Here is a 13663-nt window from a genome sequence, read left to right on the forward strand (position 1 = left end):
TGGCACGATGTCAGGGTGACCGCACCTCTGACACCGCCCCATCAACAGCCGGGCGACGACCCGTGGCAGACGCACGCCGGGGGCTCGCATCCCGGAACCGTCGAGGAGGCGCCCGCCTTGAAGAAGGAAGTGCGGGACGCGGTGCTCATCGCCCTCGCGGTGACGGTGGCCGGAGTGGCGCTGGGCCTGCTGTGGCTGTGGCTGGCGCCCCGGGTGCCCCTGATCGCCGACGACAAGGCCGTCTTCCTCAAGGACACCGAGGGGGAGGAGGCGATCGGCGGTGACGGAACGTTCATCTTGCTGGCGCTCGGGCTCGGCGTGCTGAGCGCCGCCGCGGTCTTCCTGTTCCGCAGGAACGGCGGTATCGCCCCCGTGGTCGCGCTCGCGCTCGGTGGCCTGCTCGGCTCGGTGCTCGCCTGGCGCCTGGGCATCTGGCTGGGCCCCGAACAGGATGTGGTGGCCGCCGCGAAGGCGGCCGGCCAGGGCGTCACCTTCGACGCCCCGCTGAAACTCGACGCCAAGGGCGCGCTGCTGGCCTGGCCGGTCGCCGCGATGGCCGTCCACCTGGGCCTCACGGCCCTGTTCGGGCCCCGGGACCCGGATCCGGTGTGGCAGGTGCCGCCGCTCGACCCGGGCCTGGGAAAGCCGGACTCGGCCGGCCTCTGACGCGCGGGGTCAGGCCGGGCGCCTCCCGTGGTTGGCCCGGCCCTTCCTGACGCGCCACTTGCGCTTGCGGGTCCGCTTCGACATGGGCGTACCTCCCGCCCTCGGGTTCTAGCCGAGGACGCGGCACGCGTCGAGCCCCCGGGAAGGCCCCGGTCAGCCCCGACGGGCTCCGGTGGCCACAATCCGCCGGACCCCCGCTCCCGGCGCTAGCCCCGCCCGATGGGGGCGAGCAGCGCCCCGGTGAGGGCGGCGAGGTCCTCGGGGGACAGCTCGACCTCCAGGCCGCGCCGGCCCGCCGAGACGCAGATCGTGGCGTGCGCCGAGGCCGAGTCGTCCAGGACGGTACGCAGCCTCTTGCGCTGACCGAGCGGCGAGATGCCGCCCCGCACATAGCCGGTGGTGCGCTCGGCGGCCGCCGGGTCGGCCATCGTGGCCCGCTTGCCGCCGACCGCCGTGGCCAGCGCCTTCAGGTCGAGCGATCCCGCCACCGGGACCACCGCCACCGTCAGCTCGCCGTCCACGTCGGCGACCAGCGTCTTGAACACCCGCTCCGCGCTCACCCCCAGCGCCCGCGCCGCCTCCTCGCCGTAGGAGGGCGAGGCCGGGTCGTGCGCGTAGGCGTGCACGGTGAACGCGGTACCGGCCGCCGTCAGGGCCACCGTCGCCGGGGTGCCCCCGCTCTGCTGCTTCTTCTTGGCCAAGACGGCCCTCCGGTGGGTCAGTTGGGCCGGTCGGTCAGTTGGGGCTGGTCGGCGCCCGGGTCAGCTCCACCGCGGGCAGCGACGGCAGATGCCGGATGACGGCGGTCTCCGCGCGCAGCAGGTGCAGCTCCTCGCGCAGCCGGGTCGCCGTGTCGGGGGCCTGGAGCAACCGCTGCTTGGCCGGGACGTCCAGGACGGCCGCCGCGGCGACCAGATAGGACACGACGGAGGGCTCGTCGGGGAGGTCGGCGGTGCCGGCCAGGGAGCGTTCACGGGCGCCCGCGAGCCGCTTCTGGTACGCGCGGAACGCGCGGAGCACGCCCTCGGCGAGCGCGCCCGCCTCCTCGCCCGGCTCCTCCGGCAGCTCCTCGACCTCGGCCGTCAGATACGGCCCGGTCGCGTCGACCGACAGGATGCGGATGCGGGTGGTGCCGGTGGCCAGGACCTCGAAGCTGCCGTCCGAGCGCTCCCGGATGGTGGCGGCGTCCGCGACGCAGCCCACCCGGTGGAAGGCCTGGATCGGGTCGGCGCCGAAGCCGGCCGCGGGTCCCTTCTCGGGCTGGGCGGTCTGGTCGGGCAGTCCGGGGGCGGTCGGTGCCACCTCCCGCCCGTCCCGGATCGCCACGACGGCGAAACGGCGCGGCTCGTCGCCGGCCTCGCCCTCGGAGCCCAAGGAGCCGGATGCGTCGGTGCCCGTCTTCAGCAGATCGCGCATCATGGCGCGATAACGCTCCTCGAAGATGTTCAGCGGCAGGACGAGGCCGGGGAACAGGACCGAGTTGAGCGGGAAGAGTGGTAGGCGTGCGGTGGTCACAACGCTCAAGCGTAATGGCCACCGGAGCGGGCTCGTCCTGGCTTCTGGCGCTCCCGCCCCCAGGAGGTGCTTCCGGCGACCTCCGAGCGCACGAACTCACGCAGTTCCAGGAACTGGCCCAGCGGATCGGCGGCCAGATGCAGCCACGGGAACGACGTGGCGTACGGCCCGATGCGCCGGAACTCCTCCAGCGTCTCCGGCCAGCGCCGGCGCACCACCAGGACGTAGGCGAGCAGATTGCGGACCTCGGCCGGCCAGGGATCGCCGGGCTCGTAGGCCGCGGACACCTCGATGCCGAGATCGGCCGCCGCGTCGATCCGCTCGTACGGGATGCTGTGGCCGCCCCCGCCCACCAGATAGGCGAAGGCCGCGCGGGCCGGGAGCGCGCGGATCAGGGAGCCCGGCAGGGAGTCCTCGGCGGCGCGCTCGGCGAAGTCGAAGCACTCGCGGTGCGAGCCGTACCACTGCGCGGAGAGGTACTGGAGCGCAGCCACATGGCAGCCGTAGTGGTGCGAGGAGCGGTGTATGGCCTCGCCCCACAGTTCCTCGAAGACGGTGTGGGGCGCATGGGTGCCGCGGGCGTGGTCCAGGGCGATCCGCCACGGCACCGGGTCCGCCGGCTCGCCCTGCGCCGCCGAGTGGATCAGCGGGGCCACCTCGCGCAGCCGCTCGGCCCGCGCGGGCGAACCCCAGGCCCGCACGATCGCGAGCTCCGCCTTGACGAGCAGCGCGTCCGGGTCGCGGGGCGCGTCGGCCAGCCAGCGGGCCAGCCACTCCGGTCGGCTGACCGCGAAGGCGGCCAGGCGGACCGTGTAGCGGTCGCGGTTCTCCCACTCGGCCAGCTCGCGGGTGGCGGCCAGCAGGTGCGCCGCCGCCTCGTACTCGCCGAGCGCCGCCGCGACCAGCGCGGGGGCGAGCCGGGCGTCGGGGGCGTCCAGCAGCACGTCCCGGCCGTCGGACAGACCCGGGGCGAGAGCCGACAGGGGCCCTTCCTGCGCGACCGGAGCCGCGAGCCTGGGGAAGTGCCTGGCCCGCCGTGCGGTGCGGAACAGCGCGGATACGAATGTCATGGTGTGGACCATTGAAATCCGCAGGTGAGGACCGCGCCAGAGGGCCGCTGTGAAGCTTCTGTATCGGTGGTGAGGGTTGTACGGCGCGGGGTCAAGGCCCGGCAAATTCGCCCGTTCCGGGCCTCGCGGGGGTCCGGTGAAGACCTCGGGCGGGGCCCGCGAAAACCCTGCGGACCGCGCCCGGAACCCTCCCGGAAGGCCTTGACGCCGCCCCCGCCCTCAGCCCCTGCGCAGCAGCCGTGAGGCGCCCGCCGCCACGGTCGTCGCCAGGATCCAGCCCAGCATGATCAGCAGGGCCGCCGCCCACTGCCAGGGTCCGGAGAGCTTCCAGTACCCGTCCTGGCCCAGGTTGACCACCGGGATGAGGAGGTCGAGCGAGTAGAGCGCCGCGTTCCAGTCGGGGTGCTCGTCGGCCTTGATCGGCCGGGGGTCGTAGTGCGAGAAGGCGAGGGCGCCGGCCGCCCACAGGACGGCCATCCACAGCGCGGCCCGGCCCGGCCGGTAGCCGTAGGCCACCGTCAGGTCCTGGAGCACCCCCCACGCCTTGGCGGCCAGCGGCAGCGTCTCGCGCCGCCTGCGCTGCTTGGCCAGCAGCACCGCCCGGGCGTCCGCGTCCTCACCGCTGCCGCGCAGCACCGCGGCGAGCCGCTCATAGGGCTCGGGCGCGTACTCGGGGGTCGCCGCCGTCACCCACTCCAGCCGCTCGGCCAGCGTGAACGGGCCGATGGGGATGAGGTTCTCGTAGGTGAAGCCGTTCATCGTCAGATGGCCGGGGCCGGGCCAACTGTCCGCCGTGTCGACCAGGTTGACCACCCGGGCCCCGGACAGCACGACCTTGCCGCGCTCGGGGTGCTGTCCGGTGAAGCGAAGCTCCGGCGCCTGGATGCGGCGCAGCGACAGCTCCTGGGTGTCGGTCATCACGACCCGGGACTGGGCCAGGTCCACGGCGTCCCCGAACCGCCCGTCGTCCAGGCGGAGTCCGCCCTGGCATTCGAACGGCTGGATAAGGGTGCCCCGCACGGGCGTGTTGGTGTAGTTCGTCCCATACGGCGGGGTGGTGCCCGCCTGGTTGCCGCTCGGATAGACGGCCGCCGAGGTCAGATACAGGGTGCGCTCGACGGTCAGCTGCGGGGCGTTGAGCGCGCGCTGGCCGTCCGGGTTGATCAGCCGGCTGCCGCGCAGGCTGAGGGTCACGCCGATCTTCGCGGCCCGCAGGCTCAGCTCCCCGTACGACTCGATCAGATCGGCCTGGAGGTCCTGGGCGACCGACAGCCCGTCGGCCGCGATCGAGCGGCCGTTGCGGTCGCCGTGCACCACGACCTGGCTGAGCAGGAGGTCGGTGCCGATGTGCGCGTCGGTCAGCCGGATGCCGCCGGCCACCCGGCAGCGCGGCAGATGCAGATCGCCCTCGGTGGTGAGGCGGGCCGCCTCCAGACGCGGTATCGCACAGCTCACCATGCGCACGGTGGTGAAGTGGGCCTCGGGAAGCAGAACCTCGTTCTCGAACCGGCAGTTGTTGAGCTCGACGTACGGAGTGATCGTGCCGCCGGACAGATTGAGGGTGCCGGTGATCTGCACCCCGTTCAGCTTCAGCGCCGCGACCCGGCCGGGCAGCGCGGGCGGCCCGCTCAGCAGGAGCAGCGCCACCACCCTCGCCCGTACGCTGCGCCCGGGGCCCCAGGGGCGGACCGCGAACGGATCGTCGCGTACCGGATTGCGGGTGCGCAGATCGTAGGTACTGCCGTTGCGGAACGCCTGCCACATCCCCAGCTCCGCCGGACTGAGCCAGTCCGGAGCCTCACCCGGATCGGGCGCCTCGGTCAATGCCGTCCCCCTCGCCGTCCACCCTGACGGGAGGAACGCTAGTGGTCACGGGTGACAGCGGGTGAGGTCCGTGGCGCGTATCAGCCACTGATACAGGCGTCCAGTGCCGCGGAGCCGTCTGAGAGAATTGGATACGTGATCTCCCGAATCGACCTGCGCGGTGACACCCTCCCCGAGGGTGGAGCCCTGCGCGACCTGCTGCCCCGTGCCGAGTTCGACGTGGAAGCCGCCCTGGAGAAGGTGCGGCCCATCTGCGAGGACGTGCATCATCGCGGCACGGCGGCGCTGATCGAGTACGCGGAGAGGTTCGACGGCGTGCGCCTGGAGCGGGTCCGGGTGCCCGCCGAGGCCCTCAAGGAGGCCCTGGAACAGCTCGACCCGCAGGTCAGGGCCGCTCTGGAGGAGTCGATCCGGCGCGCCAGGACCGTCCACCGCGCCCAGCGCCGCACCGCCCACACCACCCAGGTCGTGCCCGGCGGCTCGGTCACCGAGAAGTGGGTGCCGGTCGATCGCGTGGGCCTGTACGCGCCGGGCGGCCGCTCGGTGTACCCGTCCTCCGTGATCATGAACGTGGTCCCGGCGCAGGAGGCGGGCGTCGGCTCGATCGCGCTGGCCTCCCCGCCGCAGGCGGACTTCGGCGGCCTTCCGCACCCCACGATCCTGGCGGCCTGCGCGCTGCTGGGCGTCGACGAGGTGTACGCGGTGGGCGGCGCCCAGGCCGTCGCGATGTTCGCCTACGGCACCACGGGCCCCGACGGATGTGCACCCGCGAACATGGTGACCGGCCCCGGCAACGTCTGGGTCGCCGCCGCCAAGCGCTACTTCACCGGCCGCATCGGCATCGACACCGAGGCGGGCCCGACCGAGATCGCGGTCCTCGCCGACGACACCGCCGACCCGGTGCACGTCGCCGCCGACCTGATCAGCCAGGCCGAGCACGACCCGCTCGCGGCCGCCGTCCTGGTCACCGACTCGCTCGCGCTCGCCGAAGCGGTCGAGAAGGAGCTGGAGCCGCAGGTCGCGGCGACCAAGCACATCGAGGACCGGATCAAGCCGGCGCTCGCCGGACGCCAGTCCGCGATCGTCCTGGTCGGCTCCCTGGAGGACGGCCTCAAGGTCGTCGACGCGTACGGCGCCGAGCACCTGGAGATCCAGACCGCCGACGCCGCGGCCGTCGCCGACCGGGTCCGCAACGCGGGCGCGATCTTCGTCGGGCCCTGGGCGCCGGTCTCGCTCGGCGACTACTGCGCGGGCTCCAACCACGTGCTGCCCACCGGCGGCTGCGCTTGCCACTCCTCGGGCCTGTCCGTGCAGTCCTTCCTGCGCGGCATCCACATCGTCGACTACACGCGTGACGCGCTCGCCGAGGTCACCCACCACGTGGTGACGCTCGCCGAGGCCGAGGACCTGCCCGCACACGGGGCGGCCCTGAAGGCACGCTTCGAGTGGAAGGTGCCGAACGCATGACGAACGCCGAACGCACGACGCGAGCCGAACGCACGACGCGAGCCGAACGCACACCGCGGGCCGAACGCGCGACGAGCATCGACGACCTCCCCGTACGGGACGAGCTGCGCGGCAAGTCCCCTTACGGAGCGCCCCAGTTGGACACCCCCGTCCAGCTGAACACCAACGAGAACCCGTACCCGCTGCCCGAGCCGCTCGTCGAGCGGATCGCCGAGCGGGTCCGCGCGGCGGCCAGGAACCTCAACCGCTACCCGGACCGCGACGCGATCGAGCTGCGCACCGAGCTGGCCCGCTACCTCACCCGCACCGGCAAGCACCCGGTCGCCGTCGAGAACGTGTGGGCAGCCAACGGCTCCAACGAGGTCCTCCAGCAACTGCTCCAGACCTTCGGCGGGCCCGGCCGCACCGCGATCGGCTTCGAGCCCTCGTACTCGATGCACGCCCTGATCGCCCGCGGCACCGGCACCGGCTGGATCTCCGGGCCGCGCCACGCGGACTTCACCATCGACGTGGCCGCCGCCGAGCGGGCCATCGCCGAGCACGCCCCGGACGTCGTCTTCATCACCTCGCCCAACAACCCCACCGGCACCGCGGTCGCCGCCGAGACGGTCCTCGCGCTGTACGAGGCGGCCCAGGCGGCGAAGCCGTCGATGGTGGTCGTGGACGAGGCGTACGTGGAGTTCAGCCACCGCGACTCGCTGCTCCCGCTCATCGAGGGCCGCCCGAACCTGGTCGTCTCGCGCACCATGTCCAAGGCCTTCGGCGCGGCCGGGCTGCGCCTCGGCTACCTCGCGGCGCACCCCGCGGTGGTCGACGCGGTCCAGCTGGTGCGCCTTCCCTACCACCTGTCGGCCGTCACCCAGGCGACCGCGCTGGCGGCCCTGGAGCACACCGACACGCTGCTCGGCTATGTCGAACAGCTCAAGGCCGAGCGGGACCGGCTGGTCACGGAATTGCGCGGACTCGGCTACGAGGTGACCGAGTCGGACGCCAACTTCGTCCAGTTCGGCCGCTTCGACGACAGCCACACCGTCTGGCAGCGAATCCTCGACCGGGGCGTCCTGGTCCGGGACAACGGCGTACCGGGATGGCTGCGGGTCACCGCCGGCACCCCGGCCGAGAACGACGCGTTCCTCGACGCGGTCCGTCAACTCAAGAAGGAGCAGAGCGCATGAGCCGCGTGGGCAGGGTGGAACGCACCACCAAGGAGACGTCCGTCCTCGTCGAGATCGACCTCGACGGCAGCGGAAAGGTCGATGTGTCGACCGGGGTCGGCTTCTACGACCACATGCTCGACCAGCTCGGCCGGCACGGCCTGTTCGACCTCACGGTCAAGACCGACGGCGATCTGCACATCGACACCCACCACACCATCGAGGACACCGCGCTCGCGCTCGGCGCCGCCTTCAAGCAGGCGCTCGGCGACAAGGTCGGCATCTACCGCTTCGGCAACTGCACCGTCCCGCTGGACGAGTCGCTCGCCCAGGTGACCGTCGACCTGTCGGGCCGCCCCTACCTGGTGCACACCGAGCCGGAGAACATGGCGCCGATGATCGGCGCGTACGACACGACGATGACCCGGCACATCTTCGAGTCCTTCGTCGCCCAGGCGCAGATCGCGCTGCACATCCACGTCCCCTACGGACGCAACGCGCACCACATCGTGGAGTGCCAGTTCAAGGCGCTCGCCCGGGCGCTGCGCTACGCCAGTGAGCGTGACCCGCGCGCCGCCGGAATCCTTCCTTCCACCAAGGGTGCCCTGTAAGCATGAACGGTCTCAACACCATCCTGATCGTGCTCGGCCTCTTCCTGATCGGCGGAATCATCTCCTTCGTCAAGCAGGGGATGCCCAAGAGCCTGATCGTGCTCCTGTCCATCGGCGCCGTGATGTGCCTGGCCGCGGGCATCCTGCGACTGGACGTGTGGTCATGAGCGCACCCGCCAAGAAGGTCGTCGTCTTCGACTACGGGTTCGGCAACGTCCGCTCCGCCGAGCGGGCCCTGGCCCATGTCGGCGCGGACGTGGAGATCACCCGCGACTACGACCTGGCGATGAACGCCGACGGGCTGCTCGTGCCCGGCGTCGGCGCCTTCTCCGCCTGCATGAAGGGTCTGCGCGACGCCCGCGGCGACTGGATCGTGGGGCGCCGGCTCTCCGGCGGCCGTCCGGTGATGGGCATCTGCGTCGGTATGCAGATCCTCTTCGAGCGCGGCATCGAGCACGGCGTGGAGACCGAGGGCCTCGACGAGTGGCCCGGCGTGGTCGAGCCGCTGAACGCGCCCGTCGTGCCGCACATGGGCTGGAACACCGTGAAGGCACCCGAGGACAGCGAGCTGTTCGCCGGTCTGGGCGCCGAGTCCCGCTTCTACTTCGTGCACTCCTACGCCGTGCGCGACTGGAGCCTCGAAGTGACCAACCCCAAGATCCGCGCCCCGAGGGTCGGTTGGGCCACCCATGGCGAGCCGTTCGTCGCCTCGGTGGAGAACGGTGCGCTGTGGGCCACCCAGTTCCACCCCGAGAAGTCCGGCGACGCCGGAGCCCAGCTGCTCACCAACTGGATCGGAACCCTGTGATGGCCCCCACCCTCGAACTCCTCCCCGCCGTCGACGTCCGCGACGGCCAGGCCGTACGCCTTGTCCACGGCGAGTCCGGATCCGAGACCTCCTACGGCTCGCCCCTCCAGGCGGCCCTCGCCTGGCAGCGCTCCGGCGCCGAGTGGCTGCACCTGGTCGACCTGGACGCCGCCTTCGGCACCGGTGACAACCGGGCGCTGATCGCCGAGGTCGCCGGGAGCCTCGCGGGCGACGGCATCAAGGTCGAGCTGTCCGGCGGCATCCGCGACGACGCCTCCCTGGCGGCCGCCCTCGCCACCGGCTGCACCCGCGTCAACCTCGGCACCGCCGCCCTGGAGACCCCGGAGTGGGTCGCCAAGGTCATCGCCGAGTACGGCGACAGAATCGCGGTCGGCCTGGACGTGCGCGGCACCACGCTGCGCGGCCGCGGCTGGACCCGGGACGGCGGCGACCTGTACGAGACCCTGGCGCGCCTGGACTCCGAGGGCTGTGCGCGCTACGTCGTCACCGACATCGCCAAGGACGGCACGCTCACGGGCCCCAACCTGGAACTCCTGAAGAACGTCTGCGCGGCCACCGACAAGCCGGTCGTCGCCTCGGGTGGTGTCTCCTCCCTGGACGACCTGCGGGCCATCTCGGCACTCGTCCCGCTGGGCGTCGAGGGCGCCATCGTCGGCAAGGCCCTGTACGCCAAGGCCTTCACGCTCGAAGAGGCGCTCAAGGCGGTGGCGGCGGCATGAGCGAGGCGGTGCGCAAGGTCTCCTCCGACGGTTCCTGGGAGGAGCGCTTCGGCTACTCCCGCGCCGTGGAACTGCCCAACGGCCTGGTCCTGGTGGCGGGTTGTACGTCGATGGTCAACGGCCGCATCGACGAGGGCGGCCCCTACCAGCAGACGGTCACCGCGTTCGGCGTCGCCATCAAGGCGCTGGAGTCCCTGGGGCTCGGCCGCCAGGACGTGGTCCGGACCCGTATGTACCTCACCCACGCCCGCGATGTCGAAGAGGTGGGCCGCGCCCACAAGGAGCTCTTCGACGAGGTGCGCCCGGCCACCACGATGCTGATCGTGTCGGGCTTCGTCGACCCGAGTCTGGTCGTCGAGGTCGAGGTCGAGGCGTACCGGGGAGGTGCGCAGGCATGACGCTCGCGGTACGCGTGATTCCCTGCCTGGACGTGGACAACGGCCGGGTCGTCAAGGGCGTCAACTTCCAGAACCTGCGTGACGCCGGCGACCCGGTGGAGATGGCCAAGCTGTACGACGCCGAGGGCGCGGACGAGCTGACGTTCCTCGACATCACGGCGTCGTCCGGCAACCGCGAGACCACCTATGACGTGGTGCGCCGCACCGCCGAGCAGGTCTTCATCCCGCTCACCGTCGGCGGCGGGGTGCGCAGCGCCGACGACGTCGACAAGCTGCTGCGGGCCGGTGCGGACAAGGTCGGGGTGAACACCGCCGCCATCGCCCGTCCCGAGCTGATCCGTGAGATCGCCGAGCGCTTCGGCCGCCAGGTGCTCGTCCTGTCCGTGGACGCACGCCGCACCGCGTCCGGCTCCTTCGAGGTGACGACCCACGGCGGCCGTACGGGCACCGGGATCGACGCGGTCGAATGGGCGCACCGCGCCGCCGAGTTGGGGGCGGGGGAGATCCTGCTCAACTCCATGGACGCGGACGGCACCAAGGACGGCTACGACACGGAGATGATCGCGGCGGTCCGCCGCCATGTCACCGTGCCGGTGATCGCCTCCGGCGGCGCGGGCCGCCTGGAGGACTTCGCGCCGGCGATCGAAGCGGGCGCGGACGCGGTCCTCGCCGCCTCGGTCTTCCACTTCGGCGACCTGCGCATCGCGGAGGTCAAGCAGACCCTGCGGGAAGCGGGCCACCCGATCCGCTGACCTGCGAGAAGGGCCCGGGGGTGCGCCCCCGGGCCCTTCTGCGTCCCGGATGCGCGGCATTAGTTGCGCAACTTTTATTGCGCAAGTTTCCTTTCCCTTCTAGCGTGGCTCTCATGGCACCCAGGGGAAATCGCAGGATCACCGATGTCGCCACGCTCAAGGCGTTCGGCCACCCCTTGCGCATGAAGCTCTACCGCGCGCTCTACATCGCCCGTACCGCCACCGCCTCCCAGCTCGCCGACCAGGTCGACGAGGCCGTCTCGCTGGTCAGCTACCACCTGCGCAAGCTCGCCGACCACGGCCTGATCGAGGAGGCCGAGGGCCAGGGCAAGGACGGGCGGGAGCGCTGGTGGCGGCCCGCGTCGGACGGCATCAGCTACCGCCACGAGGACTTCAGCGACGCCCCCGAGCGGGTGGCCGCGCACGCCTCCGTCACCCGCCTCCTGGTGGAGCAGCGCATCGAGCTCTACCGCACCTTCCTCGACCAGATGTCCGCCTGGAGCGCCGAGTGGACCGGCGCCGCCTTCAGCAGTGAGTACGCGGCGCGTCTGACCCCGGCCGAGGTGCGGGAGCTGGAGGGCGAACTCGACGCCGTGCTCGGCAAGTTCAAGGAGCGGGCCGAGGCCGCGACGAAGGCGGGCGACACCGAGGGCCGCGAAAACGTGGCGGTCCATCTGTACGGCTTCCCCTTCCGCGTCTGAGGAGCCCGCCATGACCCTGACCACCCGCATACCGCCGGCCCCCGCGCGCCCCGCCCACCGCGACGCCAACGTCCTGCGCTGGCTCGCCGCATACACCTTCTCGCTCGTCGGCGACAGCGTGTACTACATGGCGCTGGCCTGGGCCGCCGCCCGCTCCGGGAGCCCGGGGCAGGCCGGTCTGGTGCTCGCGGTCGGCGCCGTGCCGAGGGCCCTGCTGATGCTCGGCGGGGGAGTGGTCGCCGACCGGTTCGGGCCGCGCCGGGTCGTCATCGGCAGTGACGCCGCCCGCAGCGTGATCATCCTGGGCATGGCCGCCGCGCTGGTCGTCACCGGCCCCCAGCTGTGGCTGCTGATCGTGCTCGCCCTGGTCTTCGGCGCGGTCGACGCGGTGCTGCTGCCCGCGCTCGGCGCGCTGCCGCCCAGGATCACCGGGCCGGACGAACTCGCCCGGGTCCAGGGCCTCAAGGGCCTCGCCGCCCGGATCGCCAACATCACCGGCGCCCCGCTCGGCGGGCTCGCCGTCGCGCTCGGCGGCACCGCCGCGACCTTCGCCGTGGCGGGCGCCCTGTTCGCGGCCTCGACCGCGCTGCTCGTACGGGTGCGCATCGCCCGGCTCGACGACGAGGGGGAGCGGACCCGAAAGCCCCCACTGCGCGACCTCGCCGACGGGCTGCGCTACATCCGCGGCCACCGGCTGCTCGCCCCCCTGATGCTGGTCATAGCCGTCGGCGAACTGGGCTTCGCGGCCCCCCTCAACATCGGGCTCGCCCTGCTCGCCAAGGAACGGGCCTGGGGCGCGGCCGGCATGGGGTGGATCGTCGCGGCCTTCGGGGCGGGCGCCGGAGCCGCCTCCCTGCTGCTCTCCCTGCGCGGCCGCATCCCGCGGGCCGGACTCGTCCTGCCGCTCTCCCTGCTCGGCGGCACCACGGCCATCGCGGCCCTCGCATACGCCCCCTCGGTGGCGTACGCCGCCGTCGCCGGGGTCTTCGTCGGGCTGCTCGCGGGGCTCAGCGGAGCCCTGTGCGGCGCGCTGACGCAGACCGCCACCGAGCCCGCCTATCTGGGCCGGGTCACGGCGGTCGCCTCCCTGTTCACCATGGGCGTCGCACCGCTCGGCTATCCGCTGGCGGGCGCCGCCATCGGCGCCTGGGGCACCACACCGGTCTTCCTGGCCGGCGCGGGGGTGTGCGCGACGGGCGCGGTGATCGGGCTCGCCTCCCGCCCCCTGCGCCGCGCCGAACTCCCGCGCCGGGCCCGCTCGAACTAGATGCCGAGCTTCGCCTCGAGCGCCCGCGTCGACGCCTCCTTGTCGCCCTCGATCCCGACCTGCGCCGCCTCCTGACGCCCGTACGCGAACAGCGTCAGCTCGCCCGGCTCGCCGGTGACCGTCACGACGGGGGTGCCCTTGTGCGCCACCACCGTGCGGCCGTCGGGCCGTCGCAGCACGAGCCCCACCGGCGACCTGCGGCCGGTGATCCGGGCGGCCCGCTCCAGGCGGGACCACAGCACGTCCGCGAAGACCGGATCGAGCGCGCGGGGCGTCCAGTCCCCCTGGGCCCGGCGGACGTCCTCGGCGTGGATGTAGAACTCCACCGCGTTGGCCGCCTCGTCGACCTGCTTGAGGTTGTACGGGGAGTACTTCGGGGGGCCGGTGCGGATGAGCTGGATCAGTTCCTCGTACGGCTTCGCCGCGAATTCCGCCTGGACCCGCTCCAGGCGGTTCTTCAGCAGCGGGATCACGATCCCGCCCGCCGCGTCCAGACGCCGTTCGCGCACCACGACATGGGCCGCGAGTTCGCGGGCGGTCCAGCCCTCGCAGAGGGTCGGCGCTTCCGGGCCCGCCGCCTCCAACAGGTCGGCGAGCAGAAGCCGTTCACGCTTGGCATGGGTCGACATGCCCGCCAGCGTACGGCCGGCGGGCACGTCCGGACAGTGGACGTGGCGCCCGGGCGGCACG

At 72.5% G+C, this 13663-nt stretch carries 16 protein-coding genes; 11 read left to right on the top strand and 5 right to left on the bottom strand.

The genetic code is table 11. The annotated features are described in order from the left end of the window. The first annotated feature begins 15 nt into the window (after positions 1 to 15). On the top strand, positions 16 to 666 hold the full coding sequence (locus DWB77_RS28095; RefSeq protein ID WP_120724278.1) for a hypothetical protein: 651 nt from the start codon (positions 16 to 18) through the stop codon (positions 664 to 666). Between the two features lie 206 nt (positions 667 to 872). Here the strand turns inward: DWB77_RS28095 and ybaK are convergent, their stop codons facing one another. The 4 genes from ybaK to DWB77_RS28115 all read right to left on the bottom strand — a co-directional run bounded on the left by ybaK (position 873) and on the right by DWB77_RS28115 (position 5075). Next, positions 873 to 1367, bottom strand: coding sequence for a Cys-tRNA(Pro) deacylase (ybaK, locus tag DWB77_RS28100; protein ID WP_120724279.1), 495 nt, complete (start codon positions 1365 to 1367; stop codon positions 873 to 875). Between the two features lie 34 nt (positions 1368 to 1401). Further along, on the bottom strand, positions 1402 to 2181 hold the full coding sequence (locus DWB77_RS28105) for an LON peptidase substrate-binding domain-containing protein (protein WP_120724281.1): 780 nt from the start codon (positions 2179 to 2181) through the stop codon (positions 1402 to 1404). A 5-nt stretch (positions 2182 to 2186) separates the two neighbouring features. Beyond that, complete coding sequence (locus DWB77_RS28110; protein WP_246033666.1) at positions 2187 to 3263, bottom strand: hypothetical protein; 1077 nt, start codon at positions 3261 to 3263, stop codon at positions 2187 to 2189. 207 nt (positions 3264 to 3470) lie between these two features. Further along, positions 3471 to 5075: an oxidoreductase gene (locus tag DWB77_RS28115; RefSeq protein WP_120724283.1), complete on the bottom strand. Its 1605-nt coding sequence runs from the start codon at positions 5073 to 5075 to the stop codon at positions 3471 to 3473. A gap of 135 nt (positions 5076 to 5210) precedes the next feature. Here DWB77_RS28115 and hisD point away from each other — a divergent pair, with 135 nt between their 5' ends. From hisD to DWB77_RS28160, 10 genes are all read left to right on the top strand, one after another. Then, on the top strand, positions 5211 to 6542 hold the full coding sequence (gene hisD / locus DWB77_RS28120; RefSeq protein ID WP_120724285.1) for a histidinol dehydrogenase: 1332 nt from the start codon (positions 5211 to 5213) through the stop codon (positions 6540 to 6542). Further along, positions 6539 to 7717: a histidinol-phosphate transaminase gene (locus tag DWB77_RS28125; protein WP_246033667.1), complete on the top strand. Its 1179-nt coding sequence runs from the start codon at positions 6539 to 6541 to the stop codon at positions 7715 to 7717. Before hisD ends, DWB77_RS28125 begins: the two co-directional genes overlap by 4 nt. Then, the gene (gene hisB, locus DWB77_RS28130; protein ID WP_120724287.1) at positions 7714 to 8307 is read left to right on the top strand and encodes an imidazoleglycerol-phosphate dehydratase HisB; all 594 of its coding nucleotides are present in this window, start codon (positions 7714 to 7716) and stop codon (positions 8305 to 8307) included. Before DWB77_RS28125 ends, hisB begins: the two co-directional genes overlap by 4 nt. 2 nt (positions 8308 to 8309) lie before the next feature. Then, positions 8310 to 8474: a hypothetical protein gene (locus tag DWB77_RS38010; protein WP_162952636.1), complete on the top strand. Its 165-nt coding sequence runs from the start codon at positions 8310 to 8312 to the stop codon at positions 8472 to 8474. Next, positions 8471 to 9115 (top strand): imidazole glycerol phosphate synthase subunit HisH, encoded by a 645-nt coding sequence (gene hisH, locus DWB77_RS28135; RefSeq protein WP_120724289.1) that lies wholly within the window; start codon positions 8471 to 8473, stop codon positions 9113 to 9115. Before DWB77_RS38010 ends, hisH begins: the two co-directional genes overlap by 4 nt. Then, positions 9115 to 9855: a bifunctional 1-(5-phosphoribosyl)-5-((5-phosphoribosylamino)methylideneamino)imidazole-4-carboxamide isomerase/phosphoribosylanthranilate isomerase PriA gene (gene priA, locus DWB77_RS28140; protein WP_120724291.1), complete on the top strand. Its 741-nt coding sequence runs from the start codon at positions 9115 to 9117 to the stop codon at positions 9853 to 9855. Before hisH ends, priA begins: the two co-directional genes overlap by 1 nt. Beyond that, positions 9852 to 10253, top strand: coding sequence for a RidA family protein (locus DWB77_RS28145; protein WP_120724293.1), 402 nt, complete (start codon positions 9852 to 9854; stop codon positions 10251 to 10253). The genes priA and DWB77_RS28145 overlap by 4 nt, the downstream gene beginning before the upstream one ends. Beyond that, the gene (gene hisF, locus DWB77_RS28150; RefSeq protein ID WP_120724295.1) at positions 10250 to 11005 is read left to right on the top strand and encodes an imidazole glycerol phosphate synthase subunit HisF; all 756 of its coding nucleotides are present in this window, start codon (positions 10250 to 10252) and stop codon (positions 11003 to 11005) included. The genes DWB77_RS28145 and hisF overlap by 4 nt, the downstream gene beginning before the upstream one ends. A gap of 113 nt (positions 11006 to 11118) precedes the next feature. Further along, positions 11119 to 11706, top strand: a complete 588-nt coding sequence (locus DWB77_RS28155) for an ArsR/SmtB family transcription factor (RefSeq protein WP_120724297.1) — start codon at positions 11119 to 11121, stop codon at positions 11704 to 11706. A gap of 10 nt (positions 11707 to 11716) precedes the next feature. Further along, entirely contained in the window at positions 11717 to 12973 is a 1257-nt protein-coding gene (locus DWB77_RS28160; protein ID WP_120724299.1) for an MFS transporter, read from the top strand. Here DWB77_RS28160 and DWB77_RS28165 read toward each other — a convergent pair. Then, positions 12970 to 13602 (bottom strand): TIGR03085 family metal-binding protein, encoded by a 633-nt coding sequence (locus DWB77_RS28165; protein WP_120728349.1) that lies wholly within the window; start codon positions 13600 to 13602, stop codon positions 12970 to 12972. The two genes, DWB77_RS28160 and DWB77_RS28165, sit on opposite strands and share 4 nt — an antisense overlap. Positions 13603 to 13663: the final 61 nt, after the last annotated feature.

The organism is Streptomyces hundungensis (assembly GCF_003627815.1).
GTDB lineage: Bacteria > Actinomycetota > Actinomycetes > Streptomycetales > Streptomycetaceae > Streptomyces > Streptomyces hundungensis_A.